Genomic DNA, 15,303 nt, shown 5'->3' with positions numbered 1-15,303 from the left:
GGCCGCCGATCAGACGGGACCCAGGTGCGGCACCCAACCCTTGTCGCCGCGCGTGAAGCCCTGGCGCAGCTGCAGCGGGCCGTTGGCGCCATTCATGATGCGCGCGACCATCGGGAACACGCGCTGCGCGTCGGGGTCCTGCATCCATGGCGCCGGGTCGATGCGGTAGGTGTAGCTCACCACGGCCATCGGATGGCTGGCGTCGGTGCCATCGAGCTTCACGTCGACGATCTTCTCGCGCTGCAGGTGCGCCACGCAGAAGTCGTTGGCATGCTCGGCATCGCGGGTGGCGTGCGAATGCGGCTTGTAGAACTTGCGGCCCTCCTCGGTCAGCTCGAAGCGCTTGACCGCGCCGTCGGGGTTCTCGGCGCTCTTGGGCGCGGCGACGATGGTGCTGCGCACCAGGCCCAGCTTCTCCATCACCGGGAACTGCACCGCATGGCGCGCGCCGGAACCGGCCTCGGCTTCGGTCAGGTCGATCGGCCAGTCGAACATCGCGAGGCAGATGTCGCCGCGCTCCGCCAGGTACGCGTCGAGCGGGGCCGCGAGGTTCTCGGCCGTGGGTGCGTTGGCGTCGGGGCCGGCGCTGCAGGCGGCGAGCGCGCAGAGCGCACCCATCGCGGTGAGGGTCATCAGGGTCTGGAACGAGGAACGGAGATTCATGGGGTTCTGGTGGATGTATCGGGTAGCCATGGCGCGGGTGGTTGCGGACTCAGTGCATGTCGAGTTCGTCGGCGACCCAGCCGCGCCGCGTGAGGTGGACGCCGAGGCGCATCTGCATCGTTCCCTCGCGCTGGATCGCGCGCGCGAGCAGCGGGAAGGCCTGCTGCACCTCGGGCGCGGTGGCCCAGGGATCGAGCGCGATGTGGTAGGTGAAGAGCAGCGAAGTCGTGGTGCGGTCGTCGCGGGTCTGCGGCGGGTCCCAGCCGACCAGGCGATCGAGGCTCAAGGTGGCCGCGCACAGATCGGCCGGATGCACGACGGCCTGCGTGGTGGTGCGCACCACCACGGGCACCTGCAGGTAGTGCTGGCGCCCGGCGTCGGTCAGCGCGTATTCGCGCGCGGACGCGACGTCCTTGCCGGTCACGAAGCCGAGCTTCTCGAGCAGCGGCATCTGCTGTGCGTCGGGCTCGTTCGACCCGGCCGCGACTTTGATCGGCCAGTCGTACTTGGCCAGGCACACATGCCCGCGCTGCGCGAGGTAGTCGTTGGCGGCCGCGGTGAAGTTGTCGCGGTTCGGAAAGCGCGCCTCTTCGTTGCCGCAGGCGGCCAACAAGATCACCGGCAACGCCAGGCACGCGGCGATGCCGAAGCGCCGCCAGGGGCTGGAGTACGTGCCCCTCATTTCGCGCACCGGTCGGAAGCCGAGGACGTGGCGGACGGCTGGTAGCCGTCGCTCAGCGTGCCGAGGAAACAGGTCAGGTCGGCGATCTGCTCGGCCGTCATGGCCGGCGCCGATCCCGGCGCGCGCGGCCTGGTGCCGCTGGCGGCCGTCTTGTCGCCGCCCTCGCCCGTGCCCAGCGGCACTTCCTCGTCGACGTTGCCCTGCTGCGCGCGCGGCAGGTCGTTGTATTTGCGCACCGTCGCGCCCGGCACGGCGGTGGGCTGCAGCGCCCAGGCCGGATTCGCCTGCGGCGCGCCGCTGCCGTCCTTGTCGGCCGGATACCAGTATTCGGGATGGGTGTCGCGCGTGTTGTAGAAGTTGAGCACCTGCTCCATCGAATGGAACACGCCGTTGTGGAAGAAGCTGCCGCGCGTCGCCACGTTGCGCAGCACCGGTACCTTGAACATGCCGCAGTAGGGGTTCGCCGTGTCCGGCGTGGCGGGCATGTGGTCGGTGCGGAAGGGACCGCACAGCCCCATGTCGAAGTACTTCGGATCGTTGTTGGCCGGGATCGGATCGGGATTGTTCGGGATCGAGCGGTCGTTGCGCGGCGCGGCCAGCGCCTGGTAGGTGAAGTCGGTCATCAATCCGGTGTTGCCGTTGAAGTTGGCGCCCGTGTAGTGGCAGCCCGAGCAGTTGGCGACGCCGCTGCTGTGGAACAGCACCTCACCGCGCCGCTCTGCGGGCGTCAGCGTGCCGCCGATCTTGTTGAAGACATAGAGGTCGTACTTGCTGCTGTACGGGTGGAAGCTCAGGTCCTCGGTCTCGAGCGCCTGGATCGCCTTGCCGAGGTCGTCGAAGGCCACGTCGTTGTCGTCGAACACCTTGGCGCCGAAGGCCTGCTTGAACAGCGCCGCATAGCTGCCCTCGCGCACCGCCTTCACCACCGCCTCCTTCGAGGCGGCATTCATCTCGACCGGGTTGAGCAGCGGCAGCGCGGCCTGCGCCGCCATCGTGGCCGCGCGGCCGTCCCACATGAAGCCGCCGCCCGGCGACTCGGAGGTCACGCCGTCGGGGTTCGGTGCGTTGTCGTCGTAGGCCGGTGTCGATTCGCGGTAGCGCAGCGAAGGCACGGCGCGCGCGCCGGTCTGCGCGATGTCGGAACCGAGCTGCACCGAGATGCTGTTGGGCGGGCCGTAGGCGTACTGCGGGTCGTGGCAGCTCGCGCACGACATGTTGCCGCCGCCCGAGAGCCTCTTGTCGAAGAAGGCCAGCTGGCCGACCTGGGCCGGCAGGCTCAGCACCGGCGCGCGCGCAACGGCTGTTCCTTTGGCCGCTACCGGCTCGGTACTGTTGCAGGCCACCAGGGCCCACAGCGCGGCCGCGAGCACCATGCCGAGCGCGACCGTCTTTTCCATTGCCAAGTTCATCATTCAACGTTGCATCCCGCGAAGGCGGCTGGGCCGCCTTGCGGGATTCGGAAACCTGAAACGCCAGATTCCAGGCGGTCCGCAACGGATCCCGTCTGGAATGGCATGAGGGGAACGGATCCGCCGGGCGAAGCGATCTGCCTCGCCCCGCGGATCGTCCCCGGGCTTACTTGGTCGCCCAGACGTTGACCTGGCTCGCGTCGGGTCCCACCTGCGGCGTGATCTGGCCCACGGTCTGGCCCGTGACCGGATCCTTCACGCCGACGATGTCGCCCGGGTAGAGCTTCTGCGTGTAGCCGCTCGGGATCACGTAGGCATGGTTGATCGGCCGCACCGAGTCGAAGTGCGTGTCCGCGCTGCCCGAGTACTCAGGCAATGCCTGGATGTTGGCCAGGATGAAGGCTTCGGTGTACTTGGCGCGGTTCAGGTAGCTCGCATCCACGGCCGGGTCGGCGATCTGGAACATGTCCTGCAGCGTGCGCACGAACGAGAAGTGGCTGTAGGCGTCGCTGTCCACCACCTGCTTCTTCGCGCCGCCCACGTCCTGCTGGTTGCTGATGATCCCGAAGATCGAGTTGCCGTGGCCGAAGTTGCCGTTGCTGTAGTTGAGCGGCGGCGCGGTCGGCAGGCCCTTGCCGCTCGCATCCACGGTCAGCGGCGTGGTCTTCGAATTCGAGCCGCCGGCATTCCAGCCGCAGCACGAGCCGTTGTTGCCGCCTTCGCCTTCGTCGTACATCACGACGATCGCCACGCGCTTGTTCGGGTTCTTCCACAGCGCCGAGTTCTGGATCTTCTTGACCACCATGCCGAGGTAGATGTCGGCGCGCTGCACGCCATTGGCCTGGCCGTTGTTGTTGCTCACGCAGCTGGTGTCGGTGCCGACGCCGTGCATGTCGTCGCACTGGTCGGGCACCACGAAGTTGATGTTGCCCACGTCGCCGGTTTCCAGGTCCTTGCTGAACTGGTCGTAGATCCAGCCGCTGGGCAGGCCGTAGACCGAGGTCTTGAGCCAGTCGGCTTCCTGGTACTGGGTGCCGAAGATGGTGCGGTTGGTGGCCACGAACTCGGGCAGGTTGCGCGCATCCTGGAAGGCGATCGACGGGCCGTGCTTGACCTTGTAGAGACCGTTCCCCACCGCGTAGTTGTCTGTGCCCTTGAGGCTGGGGGTGGAGCCGTCGAGATTGGTGACGCCCAGTTTGGCTGCGTCGTAGGTGGCGGCCACCTTCGAATCGGCGATGCTGTCGGCGCGCACGTCCTGGCCGGGGTTCATCGATTCGCTGTAGGTGCGGATCGTGCGGCCGGTCTTCGACATCAGCGTGAACAGGTTGTCGCCGGGGATGTTGTGCACGGTGCCGGTGGTCGGCGTATCGCTGCAGGCCGCGCCGGCGGTCGTGCTGTAGCCGGCACGGGTGGCGCTGTTCGCGGGCGGCAGCTTGTCCTGCGTGGGCAGGGGCTGGCCGTCGGACGCCGTGCCGCCCTTGAATTCGACGTCGGTGATCTTGTAGGGACCGTCGGGAACCACGCCGCAGCCGAACCAGTTGTCGTCGGTGATGCCGAAGTCGTCGCCGCCGCCCAGCGCGCTGTAGTTGGGCTCGGACGGGTTGCCGGTCGAGTAGTAGGTGCTGAGCTGGTTGTACTTCTTGAGGATGTAGTTGATGTTGACGGCGCGCGGGTTGTCCACGATCACGTCGGTCGACTTGTTCTCCTCGATGATCACGAAGATGTTGTCGTAGGCCGGCACGCCTTCGACGTTGAAGGCCGCCTGTTGCGCCTGCGCGAAGGTGATGTCGCTCTGGGTCTGCGTCGGCTGCGAGCGCGTGACGCTGCTGCCGTCCTTGTTGCTGATGGTCACCGACGCGTTCTTCAGGCGTGGGTCGCCGCCGGCCACCGCCAGGTTGTCGGGGAACGGGTCCTTGCGGTCGAGCTTGGCCGTGGCGTAGGTGTAGCGGTTGGTCAGCTCGTTGTCCTGGTACAGGGCCGCGTACTGGTCGGTGCCCTTCAGGCCGTTGACGTCGGCCAGCGGATCGGTGAGCGCGGCCGTGCCGAGGTTGAAGGTGGGCACGTTCAGGCGCGCGAGCAGGTTGGCCTTCTCGGCTTTGTAGCTGCTGCCGTTGGCTTCCACCAGGCGCTGCGCTTCGCTCGACAGCGGGCTGATGACGATCTTGGCCGCGCCCTGGTCGACGATCTGGTCGGCCGAGGCACGCAGGATCAGGTGGCTCGCGACCTTGGCGCCGGTGGCCGTGTTGGTCGCGGAGGTGCCGATGTCGGCCACCAGCTGGCCGCCCTGGGTGGTGGTCAGCGTGAACTTGCCGCTGGCATCGGTGGTGGTCGAGGCTTCGCCGCTGTCGAGCACGCCATTGCCGTTGGCATCGACGAAGACCGTGGCCTTCGCGTAATAGCCGGCCTTGAGCGTCGGGTTGCCCGTGTTGCTGCCGGGCACGTAGCCGCTGGCGGCCACGACGCCGCTGAGGGTGGTGCCCGTGGGCGGCAGGAAGGACACGCCGCCGTCACCGCCGCCGCCGCAGGCGCTGAGCACGGAGGCTGCGAGCACCGTGAGCGCGGGGCACAGCAGGCCGGTCTTGATCTTGTGGATGGGTTTCAAAGTCGACTCTCGATCGTTGGGGAATGCGAACGGACGCACGGATTCGCCGAATCCGGCGGCCCTTGATTCAAGGACCGGTCGATGGTGGTTTTGCCAAATGTCAGTCCGAAGGCAGCAGACTTAGGCGCGCGTTAGCGCTTTCTTCCGCCCTCGAAGACATCGCGCGCACGAGCGCGCGCGGCGTGCGCGGCACGCCGTAAAAGCAACGGATTTGCAGTTTCGCGCCCCGTGGTCAGGGCGCGGTCAGCGAGCCTCGGCGGCTGCTATTTCGGCGCGGCTTCGCGCCGCGCCAGCGCATGCATCTGCGTGGCTTCGCGCGGCAGCCACAGCGAGAGCGCGAACACCGCGAGGCCCACCACCAGCATCATCACGAAGGTGAGGTGCAACGAGCCGCCGAGCGCGAGCCGCAGCGCCGCGTCGCCGGCCGCGGGCGAGGCCGGGCCCTGCAGCAGCAGGCGCAGCTGCTCGTCGGTGAAGGCGAGGCGGCCATCGGCGCGCGTGAGGCCGAAGTTGAAGACCGCGCCGAAGAAGGCCGCGCCGAGCGCGCTGCCGAGGTTGCGCGAGAACACGTTGGAGGCGGTGGCGCTGCCGCGCTGCGCGACGTCGACCGACTCCTGGATCAGGATCAGCGAGCTCAGGCTCAGCAGGCCCATGCCCAGGCCGATGACGAACGAGCCCACGCCCGCGAGCACCGGCGTGCTGCCCGCGGCGAGCAGCACGAAGCTCGCGCAGCCCACGGGGATCAGGGCCGCGCCGGCCACGAGGATGCGCCACAGGCCCACGCGCTGGAAGATGCGCGAGGTCAGCGTGGCGCCGATCGGCCAGCCCAGCATCACCATGGTCAAAGTGAGGCCCGCCGTGACCGACGAACGCTCGAGCACCACCTGCACGTACATCGGCAGGAAGGTGGTGATGCCGATCAGTACCATGCCCGCGAGCAGGGCCGCGCCGTTGACGGTGGCGATGACGCGCGCGCCCCAGAGCTTGAACGACACCATCGGGTCGGCCGCGCGGCGCTCCTGCCACACGAACAGCACCACGGTGAGCGCGAAGGCCGCGCTCCAGCCCCAGGCGGAGGCATCGTTGCCGATGCCGAACTCGGTGAGCGCGATCATCAGCGCGGCGATGCCGGCGGCGAACAGCACCGCGCCCACGATGTCGATCGAGGCGCGGCGCGTGGCCGGGGTCTCGTGCAGGAAGGCCCAGAAGCCCAGCGCGGCCGCGATGCCGATCGGCACGTTGATCCAGAAGATCCAGGCCCACGAGAGCTTCTGCACGATCAGCGCGCCAAGCATCGGCCCGAGCACGGCCGACACGGCCCAGACGCTCGCGAGGTAGCCCTGCACCTTGCCGCGCTCGCGCACCGGATAGAGGTCGCCCACGATGGTCAGCGCCACCGGCTGGATGGCGCCGGCGCCGATGCCCTGGATCAGCCGGAAGCAGATCATGGCGGGCATCGACCACGAGAAGCCCGCGAGCAGCGAGCCGACGAGGAAGATGGCGATGCCCACGAACATCACGGGCTTGCGCCCGTAGAGGTCGGAGAGCTTGCCGAACACCACGGTCATCGCGGTCTGCGCGAGCAGGAACGAGGCGAAGACCCAGCTGTAGAGATGCAGCCCGCCGAGCTCGGAGGCGATCTGCGGCATGACGGTGGAGACGATGGTCGCCTCGATCGCGACCATGGCCATCGACGCCATGATCGACGCGATGACCAGCGGGCGGTGGGTGGTCTTGGTGGGAGGGGCTTCGGGTGTCACGCGGGACTTCCTGGGGAGCGCGGTGCGTCGGGGCACATCGGGGCGCGGGAAGCGCACGGGGCACGGGCACGGATTGCGAAGGGCTGCATGCTATAGCCATCACGAGCCCCTGTCCGCTGCTCGGACTCTTCGCAGGATCAGGCAAGTCGGCGGGCGCCCTGCCCGCGCCCTCGCCTCGTCAGCCTTCGCCTTCGGGCGGTTCGAGGAAGGACGGCGGCGACTGCGGGAAGGCCGCCTTGCCCTGGGCGCCCTCGCCCGGCACGAAGAAGGCATAGCGATTGCGGCCCGCGGCCTTGGCGGCGTAGAGCGCGGCATCGGCGCGCGCCAGCAGCTCGGCCGCCGTGACCGCCGATTCGGCCGGGCCATGGAAGGCGATGCCGATGCTGGTCGCGACCTCGATGCGCTGGCCGTCGACGCGGAAGGCCGGATGGTTGATCTGCGCCACGATCTTCGAGGCCACGGCCGCGACCGCCTCGCGCTGCTTGAGGTTCTCGATCACCAGCACGAACTCGTCGCCGGCCAGCCGCGCCGCCATGTCGCTGGCGCGCACGCAGGCCTTGAGCCGGCGCGCGTACTCGGCCAGCACCGCGTCGCCCACCGCATGGCCCAGCGTGTCGTTGATGGCCTTGAAGCGGTCGATGTCGAGGAACATCACGGCCAGCGAATGGCCGGTGATGCGCCCGCGCAGCACCGCGTCGGGCAGGAACTCGTTGAAGGCCAGCCGGTTCGGCAGGCCGGTCAGCGTGTCGATGCGCGCGAGCTCGATCAGCTGGCGCTCGACCAGCTTGAGCGCCGTGATGTCGAGCGCGAGCGAGAAGATGCCGTGCGTGCTGCCGTCGCTGCGCGTGTCGGGCACGTAGATCACCTGCGTCACGCGGTCGTAGCCCGCGCGCTGCGTGCGCGCCTCGAACTCCACCTTCTCGCCGGCCAGCGCGCGCGCCAGCATCGGGCGGCGCGACAGGTAGACCTCGCGGCCCGCCACCTCCTCGAGATGGCGCCCTTCCACCTGCGCGGGCCCGAGGCCCAGCCATTCGTGGCTGGTGGCGTTGGCGAAGGTGATGCGCTCCTCGCGGTCGATGTAGGTGATCAGCGCCGGCATGCTGTTGGTGATGGCGCGCAGCCGCAGCTCGCTCTCGGCGGCGCGCAGCTCGGCCTCCTTCAGCGCCGTGATGTTGAAGGCCATCAGGTAGAAGCCCAGCACCTCGCCCTCGAGGTTGATGTCGGAGATCAGGTGAGTCTGGAAATGGCCGTCGCTGCCCTGGATCGGCGCGTCGACCGGGAAGTGCGCGTTCTTGCCGGCCAGCACCGAGGGCAGGTGCGGCCGGATCTGCGCGTACACCGCATCGCCGAGCGAGGAGCGCAGGCTCACGCCCGCGAGCGGGCCGTCGAACAGGTCGGCCAGGCGCCGCGCGCGGCTGTTGGCGAACAGGCAGTTCTCCTCGCGGTCGAAGTAGCCGACCAGCGCCGGGATGCTGTTGGTCACGTCGCGCAGCCGGCGCTCCTGCTCGGTCAGCGCCTTGCGCACGTTGACCTCGTCGGTGATGTCGAAGGTCATCGCGAACACGCCGCGCACCACGCCCTCGGTGTCGCGGTCGGGGATGTAGTGGGCCTTGTAGGTGCGATCGCCGACGCCGCGTGCCGGGTTGCCGGCCTTCTCGATGATCACGGTCTCGCCGCGCAGCGCGCGCTCGTAGTACGACGCGACGACCGCGAAGTCCTCGGCGCCGCGCGCCTCGGGCATCGGGCGGCCGACGAGCTCGCCGTCGTCGTGCATCGCCTTCACGTGCGCATTGACGAAGGTGTAGCGCAGCGCCGCATCGACGTGCGAGACCAGCGCCGGGATGTTGTCGGCGATGGTGCGCACCTGGGCCTCGGAGCGCGCCAGCAGCTGCTCGCTCGCGCGCTGCTGCGCCATCAACTGGTCGAAGCTGCGCGCGAGCTCGCCGATCTCGTCCTGCGCATAGCTGGCCGGCGGCTCGGGCACGCCGGCGGCCGGATCCTGCGCCGACTGCATGCGGCCGTGCAGCGCGGCCAGCGGCGTCAGGCGCCGCCGCACGAAGCCCAGCGCGAGCGCGCCCGCGAGCAGCGCCGCCACCAGCCCGCCGCCCAGCGCCACGCGCTCGATCGCATCGATGCGCGCGAAAGCCTCGTCGCTCGGGTACATGGCGCCGACGATCCAGTTGGTCTGGTCGGTGCGCTGGAACGCGAACAGGCCGCGCACGCCCGATTCGTCGATGCCCTCGCTGGTGCCCTCGAAGCCCGCGATCGCGCGGCGGATCTCGGGGTTGGCGCCGTTCTCGGTCGGCAGCCGGTTCAGGATGCGCGCCGCGTCGGGATGGTCGACCACCACGCCGTCGGCCGTGAGGATGAACAGGTAGCCGGTCTTGCCGAAGCGCACGTCGGCCAGGTCGCCGAGGATGTTGCGGTCCTTGAGATTGATGGCGCCCGAGATCACGAAGCGCACCTTGCCCTGCGCATCGAGCACCGGCTCGGTGATGGCGATCTGCGCCAGCCCGTTCAACCGGTTGCGGTAGGGCCGCGAGATCAGGCCCAGCCCCGACTGCACCGTCTGCTGGAAGTAGGCGCGGTCGCGGATGTTGATGGTGCCGACCTGGCTGGCGTTGCTGAGGTTGGCCACCAGGTTGCCGTCGAGGTCGAGGAAGGCCACGTTGTCGAAGGCCAGGCGCAGCGACTTGTGGCGCTCGAGGAAGGCCTGCAGCGGCCGGCCGTCCTGGAAGTTCTGCGCCTCCACGCTGTCGACGAAGGTCTGCAGCAGGATGCGGCGGCTGCCGAATTTCTGGTCGACGCCGGTGGCGATCGAGGAGACGCGCGCGAACTGCTCGCCGGTGATCGAGGCCCGCAGGCTGCCGCGCACCAGTTGCAGCGCGACCATCGCGATCGCGACGGTCGCGGCCAGCACCACGGCGGCGACGCCGAGGCTGACGCGGGTATGGAGTCCGAAGCGGCGATGGAACGGTCGCGAAGGGGTCATGAATGAGATGGGAAGGCCAGTGGCGCGCCGGGGTTCCGTGCCGGCTCATGCGACCTGGGGCGAGTATCGGTGCGTTCGTCGGTCAGCGGAAGGTGAGAAACGTCATACACCTCCGCTTCCCCATACGCGGCGGCGGCCCGAACGGATGCAGCCGCCGCGTCCTTCCGTCAAACGGCAACGAGCGGCTGCCCGGCCGCCGGCGCCGTCACCGCGCCGGCCAGCGCATCCACCAGCGCATCGACCTCGGCCTCGGCCCGGGCCAGCGAGTCGGCCAGCAGCGCGCCGCCGAACTCGTCGCCCTCGGCCGCGGCCTCGTGCACCTCGGTCAGGCCGATGTACGAGAAGGCCGTGCGCACCATCGCCTCGACGTGGTTCATGTGCGCGATGCGCCCGCCCGGGCCGTAGCCGTGGTCGCCGCGCGCGCCCAGCAGCACCAGCCGCTTGCCGGGCGGCAGCATCGGCCAGTACGGCACGGCGCCGCGCGCGCGATCGAAGCCGAAGGTGCGGCCCACGCGCACCACGTTGTCGATCCAGGCCTTGAACTGCGCCGGCACGCCGAAGTTGTACATGGGCAGGCCGACCACCACGAGGTCGGCCGCCAGCAGCTGGTCGACCAGGCGGTCGCTCTCGGCCAGGCGCTCGGTCATCCAGGGCTCGCGCTGCTCGGGCGCGGTGAAGGCGGCATGGATCCAGCGGCCATCGACGAAGCCCGGCGGCTGCTGGCCGACGTCGAGGTGCTCGACCGCGTCGCCGGGCCGCAGTGCGTGCCAGCGCTCGACGAAGCGGGCCGACAGCCGGCGTGAGTGGGAGCCATGGGGATCGGTGCCGGAACGGCCCGCTCGGGCGCTGGTGTCGATGTGGAGCAGTCGGAGGGACATGGTCGGTGGTCCTTGAGATGAGTGAATGGATGTCTTTCGTCTCGCGATGCCAGAATGGCGATCGGCCGAGGCGTAGTGAGAATCTATGGGCCTCGCCGCCGCCTCACAAACGATCGTTTTTCCTCCAATGAACGAGCCAGACTCATCCGTCAGGGCGCCCAGGCGATTCCCGCCGCTGCTCGCGCTGCGCGCTTTCGAGGCCGCGGCGGCGCATGGCAGCTTCCTGCGCGCGGCGCGCGAGCTGTCGGTCACGCCCTCGGCCATCAGCCACCAGGTGCGCGCGCTCGAGGACACGCTGGGCCAGCCGCTGTTTCGCCGCCTCACGCGGCAACTGGCGCTCACGCCCGCGGGCGAGCGGCTGTTCGAGGACCTGCGCCAGGGCTTCGACGCGCTCGAGGCCGGCGTCGAGCGGCTGCGCCGGCCGGCCGCCACCCAGGCCGTGACGCTGAGCACCAACACCGCCTTCGCCGCGCGCTGGGTGATCCCGCGCATGGCGGCCTTCCGCGCGGCCTCCCCGGGCATCGAGCTCAGGCTGCATGCGAGCGACACGGTGGTCGACCTGGCGCGCGGCGAGGCCGACATCGCGGTGCGCCTGGGCAGCGGCCGCTGGCCGGGGCTGGCGGCGCGCGCGCTGATGCCCGAGCGCTACGCGCCGCTGTGCAGCCCGATGCTGGGCCTGGCGCGCGTGGAAGACCTGCCGCGGCACCGGCTGATCCATTGCGACTGGCAGCCGCAGGCCCATGCGCCGGCGTTGTGGCCGCGCTGGTTCGAGGAAGCGGGCATGGCGCCGCCGCGCGGGCGCTCCGCGAAGCAGGCGGCCAAGGAGGCGCCGGAGGCCGAACTCTCGTTCTCCGACGAGACCCATGCGATCCTGGCCGCGCTCGGCGGCCATGGCGTGGCGCTGCTGAGCCTCACGCTCGCGGCCGAGGAGCTGCGCAGCGGCGCGCTGGTCCAGCCCTTCGGGCCGGCGCTCGATACCGGGCGCTACTTCCTGGCCACCGCGAACGGGCGCGAGGACGAGCCGGCGGTGCGCGCGGTCTGGGACTGGATCGCGTCGCAAGCACAGCCGGCTGGCTGATCAGTCCTCGAAGGGCTCCGCGATCTCGCGCAGCGCCATGCGTTTGTAGGCCGCGACCAGCGCCGCGCCCTCCTCGCTCGCCACGCCGATCGCGAGGCGGATCGTGGCCTCGCCCAGCTCCCAGATCAGGAAGGCCGACTGCTCGATCTGCGCGCTGCGCGTCGGATCGGCATCGCCGTGCACCTTGCGCATGGCCTCGGCCAGCATGCCGCCGGCGATGCGGCTCTCGGCGATCTGCAGCCCGAGCAGTTGCCGGTCGGCCTGCATGCCGCTCCAGATGTCGCGCATCACGGGCCGCGCACCGACGATCTCGAAATAGCGGTCGACCAGCGCCGAGAAGGCCAGCCGCAGGCTCGCGAGGTCGTGCACCTCGCGCAACCCCTCCTCGATGCAGCCACGGCTGTGCAGGTTGATGCGCTCGGCCAGCACGCGGATCAGCGCGCTCTTGTCGGGGAAGTACTGGTAGAGCGAGCCGATCGAGATGCCGGCGCGCGCGGCCACCTCGCTCATCTTCAGCGAGTCGCTGCCGCCACGCTCGATCAGCGCCGAGGCGCATTCGAGGATCAGCTCGACCCGCGCCTTGCTGCGCTCCTGCGTGGGGTTCTTGCGGGCGGCCGAGGCGGGGGCGATGGAATTCATGGCGGATCGGACTCGAAAAAACGGTTGACGCTCGAAATGTGAGGGAATATCATTTTTTACGTGAGCAGTCCTCACGTTAACCCAAGGAGTCCGAGATGGCAATCGATCAGACCAAAGTCCAGACGCGGGACGATGCACGTCCCATCCTCGTCCTGGGCGCCCATGGCAAGACCGGCGCGCGCGTCATGGCCCTGCTGCAGGCCGCCGGCCATACGGTGCGCGCCGGCTCGCGCAACGCCCGCCCCGCCTTCGACTGGAACGACCGCGCCACCTGGGGTCCGGCGCTCGAGGGCGTGAGCGCCGTCTACATCGCCTACCAGCCCGACCTCTGCGTGCCCGGCGCGGTCGAGACCGTGAGCGACTTCTACCAGGCGGTCGCCAAGGCCGGCGTGCGCAAGACCGTGCTGCTGTCGGGCCGCGGCGAACCCGAGGCCGAGGACGCCGAGAACGCGCTGCGCGCCACCGCGCTCGACTGGACCATCGTGCGCGCGAGCTGGTTCTTCCAGAACTTCAGCGAGAACTACTTTCTCGAGGAGATCGTCGCCGGCGAGATCACGCTGCCCGCGGGCCTCGCGCCCGAGCCCTTCGTCGATGCCGACGACATCGCCGAGATCGCGGTCGCCGCGCTGCTCGATCCCGAGGGCGGGCGCCATGGCGGCCAGCTCTACGAACTGACCGGGCCCGAGGCGCTGGACTTCCCCGAGGCGATTCGCCGCATCGGCCAGGCCGCGCACCGCGGCATCGGCTGCCGCATCGTGACCATGGACGACTACGCGGCCGCGCTGGGCCAGGCCGGCCTGCCGCCCGATCTCGCGTGGCTCGTGATCTACCTGTTCAAGACCGTGCTCGACGGCCGCAACACGCCGGTGGCCGACGGCGTGCAGCGCGCGCTGGGCCGGCCGCCGCGCAGCTTCGCCGACTACCTCGCGCGCACCGCGCCCACCGGCGTCTGGGGAGCCGCATCGTGAGCGGCAAGCTGCTGACCGTGCTGGTGCTGGCCGGCGCGCTGTCGAGCGCGCTCGTCGCCGGCATGTTCTACGCGTTCTCGTCCTTCATCATGGCGGCGCTGGCGCGCGTGCCGGGGGCCGAGGGCATGCGCGCGATGAACGCGATCAACGTGACCGTGATCACGCCGAGCTTCATGGCGCTGTTCATGGGCACGGCCGTGCTCGGCATCGGGCTCGCCATCTGGTCGCTGTTCTCGATCGCGCAGACCGACTCGCAGCTGGTGCTGCTGGGCGCCCTGCTCTACGTGCTCGGCTGCTTCGGCGTGACCATGGTCTTCAACGTGCCGCTCAACGACCAGCTGGCCGCCGCGCCCACCGAGGCGCTGTGGAACAGCTACCTGCGGACCTGGACCCTGTGGAACAGCGTGCGCACCGCCGCGGCCACGCTGTCGTCGGCCGTGCTGGTGGCGGTGGCGCTGCGGCAGGCCGCGGCCTGAGCTTCAGGGCGCGCGCAACTGCTCGCGCAGCTTGGCGCCGATCTCGGGCCGCTCGAGGAAGGGATCCGCGGGGTTGGTGATCGAGACGATGTTCTCCATGCGGCTGCGCACGTTGCCCAGCGCCTTCGGATGGCTGAAGACGTAGAACTGGTTGTCGCTGATCGCGTCGAAGACCTTGGCCGCGACCTCGGCCGCCGTGATCTTGCCGCTGCTCACCGCCTTGTTGCTCATGGCCTGGCCGATCAGCTGGCTCTTGGTGAGCTCGCTCTGCTTGGGCGCATCGGGCCGGTTGCGTTCGCTGCTGGTGATGCCGGTGGGCACGAAGTACGGGCACAGCAGGCTGGCGCCGATCTGGTCGGTGACCAGGTTCAGGTCCTGGTACATGGTTTCGGTGAGGCTCACGACCGCGGCCTTGGCGGCGTTGTAGATGCCCATGTTCGGCGGCGTCAGCAGCCCGGCCATGCTCGCGGTGTTGGTCACGTGGCCGCGGTACGAGGGGTCCTTCGCGGCGGCCTCGAGCATCATCGGCACGAACAGGCGCACGCCGTGGATCACGCCCCAGAGGTCGACGCCGAGCACCCAGTCCCAGTCGGCCACGGTGTTCTCCCACACCAGGCCGCCCGCGCCCACGCCGGCGTTGTTGAAGACGAAGTGCGGCGCGCCGAAGCGCTCCTTCACGGCGGCGGCCAGCGCTTCCATCTGCGCCGCGTCCGACACGTCGACCTTGCGCGCCAGCACCTGCGCGCCGGCCGCTTCCATCTCGGCCTTGGCCTTGTCGAGTGCGTCCTGCTGCACGTCGACCAGCACGAGGTTCATGCCGCGCGCCGCGCCGATGCGCGCGCATTCGAGTCCGAAGCCCGAGCCCGCGCCGGTGAGCACGGCGGTCTTGCCCTTGAAGTCCTGAATCATTGGATACGTTCCTTTGGAATGGCTCTGCGCCGAGCATTAGAGCGCGTCGGCGCGCACGCGGCTGTCGTTCGTGCGACGCATCAGGAAGCCTTTGGTTTACGCATGGGCCGACAGGGCCGAAGGATGTCTCCGAAGCTACATACAAGCTGCCTATAACCCGCCGCAGCCCGCTCGCCGGTCCTTCATCCATCGAGAGAACTTCCATGATCCATGCAGCGCCGAGGCCGACCTGGCAACTCAGAACTTT

The 15,303-nt window shown here is 69.4% G+C and carries 12 protein-coding genes; 3 read left to right on the top strand and 9 right to left on the bottom strand.

Annotated features, from left to right (window positions below):
* Nucleotides 1–9: 9 nt before the first annotated feature.
* From AC07PU_RS14280 to AC07PU_RS14250, 7 genes are all read right to left on the bottom strand, one after another.
* Nucleotides 10–663, bottom strand: coding sequence for a hypothetical protein (locus tag AC07PU_RS14280; RefSeq protein ID WP_495318235.1), 654 nt, complete (start codon nucleotides 661–663; stop codon nucleotides 10–12).
* A 49-nt stretch (nucleotides 664–712) separates the two neighbouring features.
* Nucleotides 713–1,345: a hypothetical protein gene (locus AC07PU_RS14275; protein WP_495318233.1), complete on the bottom strand. Its 633-nt coding sequence runs from the start codon at nucleotides 1,343–1,345 to the stop codon at nucleotides 713–715.
* Entirely contained in the window at nucleotides 1,342–2,742 is a 1,401-nt protein-coding gene (locus AC07PU_RS14270; RefSeq protein WP_495318231.1) for a cytochrome-c peroxidase, read from the bottom strand. Before AC07PU_RS14270 ends, AC07PU_RS14275 begins: the two co-directional genes overlap by 4 nt.
* Before the next feature lie 178 nt (nucleotides 2,743–2,920).
* The gene (locus tag AC07PU_RS14265; protein ID WP_495318229.1) at nucleotides 2,921–5,356 is read right to left on the bottom strand and encodes an alkaline phosphatase family protein; all 2,436 of its coding nucleotides are present in this window, start codon (nucleotides 5,354–5,356) and stop codon (nucleotides 2,921–2,923) included.
* 263 nt (nucleotides 5,357–5,619) lie between these two features.
* Nucleotides 5,620–7,056 carry an MFS transporter gene (locus tag AC07PU_RS14260; protein WP_495318312.1) on the bottom strand — a complete coding sequence of 479 codons (1,437 nt, stop codon included), beginning with the start codon at nucleotides 7,054–7,056 and terminating at the stop codon, nucleotides 5,620–5,622.
* Nucleotides 7,057–7,294: 238 nt separating this feature from the next.
* Nucleotides 7,295–10,108 (bottom strand): sensor domain-containing diguanylate cyclase, encoded by a 2,814-nt coding sequence (locus AC07PU_RS14255; protein WP_495318227.1) that lies wholly within the window; start codon nucleotides 10,106–10,108, stop codon nucleotides 7,295–7,297.
* A gap of 167 nt (nucleotides 10,109–10,275) precedes the next feature.
* Nucleotides 10,276–10,986 (bottom strand): FMN-dependent NADH-azoreductase, encoded by a 711-nt coding sequence (locus AC07PU_RS14250; protein WP_495318225.1) that lies wholly within the window; start codon nucleotides 10,984–10,986, stop codon nucleotides 10,276–10,278.
* A 127-nt stretch (nucleotides 10,987–11,113) separates the two neighbouring features.
* Here AC07PU_RS14250 and AC07PU_RS14245 point away from each other — a divergent pair, with 127 nt between their 5' ends.
* Nucleotides 11,114–12,064 carry a LysR substrate-binding domain-containing protein gene (locus tag AC07PU_RS14245; protein ID WP_495318223.1) on the top strand — a complete coding sequence of 317 codons (951 nt, stop codon included), beginning with the start codon at nucleotides 11,114–11,116 and terminating at the stop codon, nucleotides 12,062–12,064.
* On the opposite strand, the gene AC07PU_RS14240 is transcribed toward AC07PU_RS14245, so the two are convergent.
* Nucleotides 12,065–12,703, bottom strand: a complete 639-nt coding sequence (locus tag AC07PU_RS14240; RefSeq protein WP_495318221.1) for a TetR/AcrR family transcriptional regulator — start codon at nucleotides 12,701–12,703, stop codon at nucleotides 12,065–12,067. It lies immediately after the preceding gene.
* A gap of 95 nt (nucleotides 12,704–12,798) precedes the next feature.
* Here AC07PU_RS14240 and AC07PU_RS14235 point away from each other — a divergent pair, with 95 nt between their 5' ends.
* Together AC07PU_RS14235 and AC07PU_RS14230 are read left to right on the top strand one after the other, a co-directional pair.
* The gene (locus AC07PU_RS14235; protein ID WP_495318219.1) at nucleotides 12,799–13,671 is read left to right on the top strand and encodes a Rossmann-fold NAD(P)-binding domain-containing protein; all 873 of its coding nucleotides are present in this window, start codon (nucleotides 12,799–12,801) and stop codon (nucleotides 13,669–13,671) included.
* The gene (locus tag AC07PU_RS14230; RefSeq protein ID WP_398497700.1) at nucleotides 13,668–14,147 is read left to right on the top strand and encodes an anthrone oxygenase family protein; all 480 of its coding nucleotides are present in this window, start codon (nucleotides 13,668–13,670) and stop codon (nucleotides 14,145–14,147) included. The genes AC07PU_RS14235 and AC07PU_RS14230 overlap by 4 nt, the downstream gene beginning before the upstream one ends.
* 3 nt (nucleotides 14,148–14,150) lie before the next feature.
* On the opposite strand, the gene AC07PU_RS14225 is transcribed toward AC07PU_RS14230, so the two are convergent.
* Nucleotides 14,151–15,056: an SDR family oxidoreductase gene (locus AC07PU_RS14225; protein ID WP_296782730.1), complete on the bottom strand. Its 906-nt coding sequence runs from the start codon at nucleotides 15,054–15,056 to the stop codon at nucleotides 14,151–14,153.
* Between the last annotated feature and the right edge of the window lie 247 nt (nucleotides 15,057–15,303).

It is taken from the genome of Variovorax sp. GW821-FHT10D07, from assembly GCF_059415325.1.
The sequence above is the reverse complement of the archived record's forward strand: the minus strand, read 5'-3'. Positions and strand labels throughout refer to the sequence as shown.

Excerpts from the sequence above, each read along its gene's own strand:
- AC07PU_RS14240 (WP_495318221.1), bottom strand. The coding sequence starts at position 12,703 with ATGAATTCCATCGCCCCCGCCTCGGCCGCCCGCAAGAACCCCACGCAG.
- AC07PU_RS14250 (WP_495318225.1), bottom strand. The coding sequence starts at position 10,986 with ATGTCCCTCCGACTGCTCCACATCGACACCAGCGCCCGAGCGGGCCGT.
- AC07PU_RS14270 (WP_495318231.1), bottom strand. The coding sequence starts at position 2,742 with ATGGAAAAGACGGTCGCGCTCGGCATGGTGCTCGCGGCCGCGCTGTGG.
- AC07PU_RS14245 (WP_495318223.1), top strand. The coding sequence starts at position 11,114 with ATGAACGAGCCAGACTCATCCGTCAGGGCGCCCAGGCGATTCCCGCCG.
- AC07PU_RS14260 (WP_495318312.1), bottom strand. The coding sequence starts at position 7,056 with ATGGCGTCGATGGCCATGGTCGCGATCGAGGCGACCATCGTCTCCACC.
- AC07PU_RS14280 (WP_495318235.1), bottom strand. The coding sequence starts at position 663 with ATGAATCTCCGTTCCTCGTTCCAGACCCTGATGACCCTCACCGCGATG.
- AC07PU_RS14235 (WP_495318219.1), top strand. The coding sequence starts at position 12,799 with ATGGCAATCGATCAGACCAAAGTCCAGACGCGGGACGATGCACGTCCC.
- AC07PU_RS14255 (WP_495318227.1), bottom strand. The coding sequence starts at position 10,108 with ATGACCCCTTCGCGACCGTTCCATCGCCGCTTCGGACTCCATACCCGC.
- AC07PU_RS14225 (WP_296782730.1), bottom strand. The coding sequence starts at position 15,056 with ATGATTCAGGACTTCAAGGGCAAGACCGCCGTGCTCACCGGCGCGGGC.
- AC07PU_RS14275 (WP_495318233.1), bottom strand. The coding sequence starts at position 1,345 with ATGAGGGGCACGTACTCCAGCCCCTGGCGGCGCTTCGGCATCGCCGCG.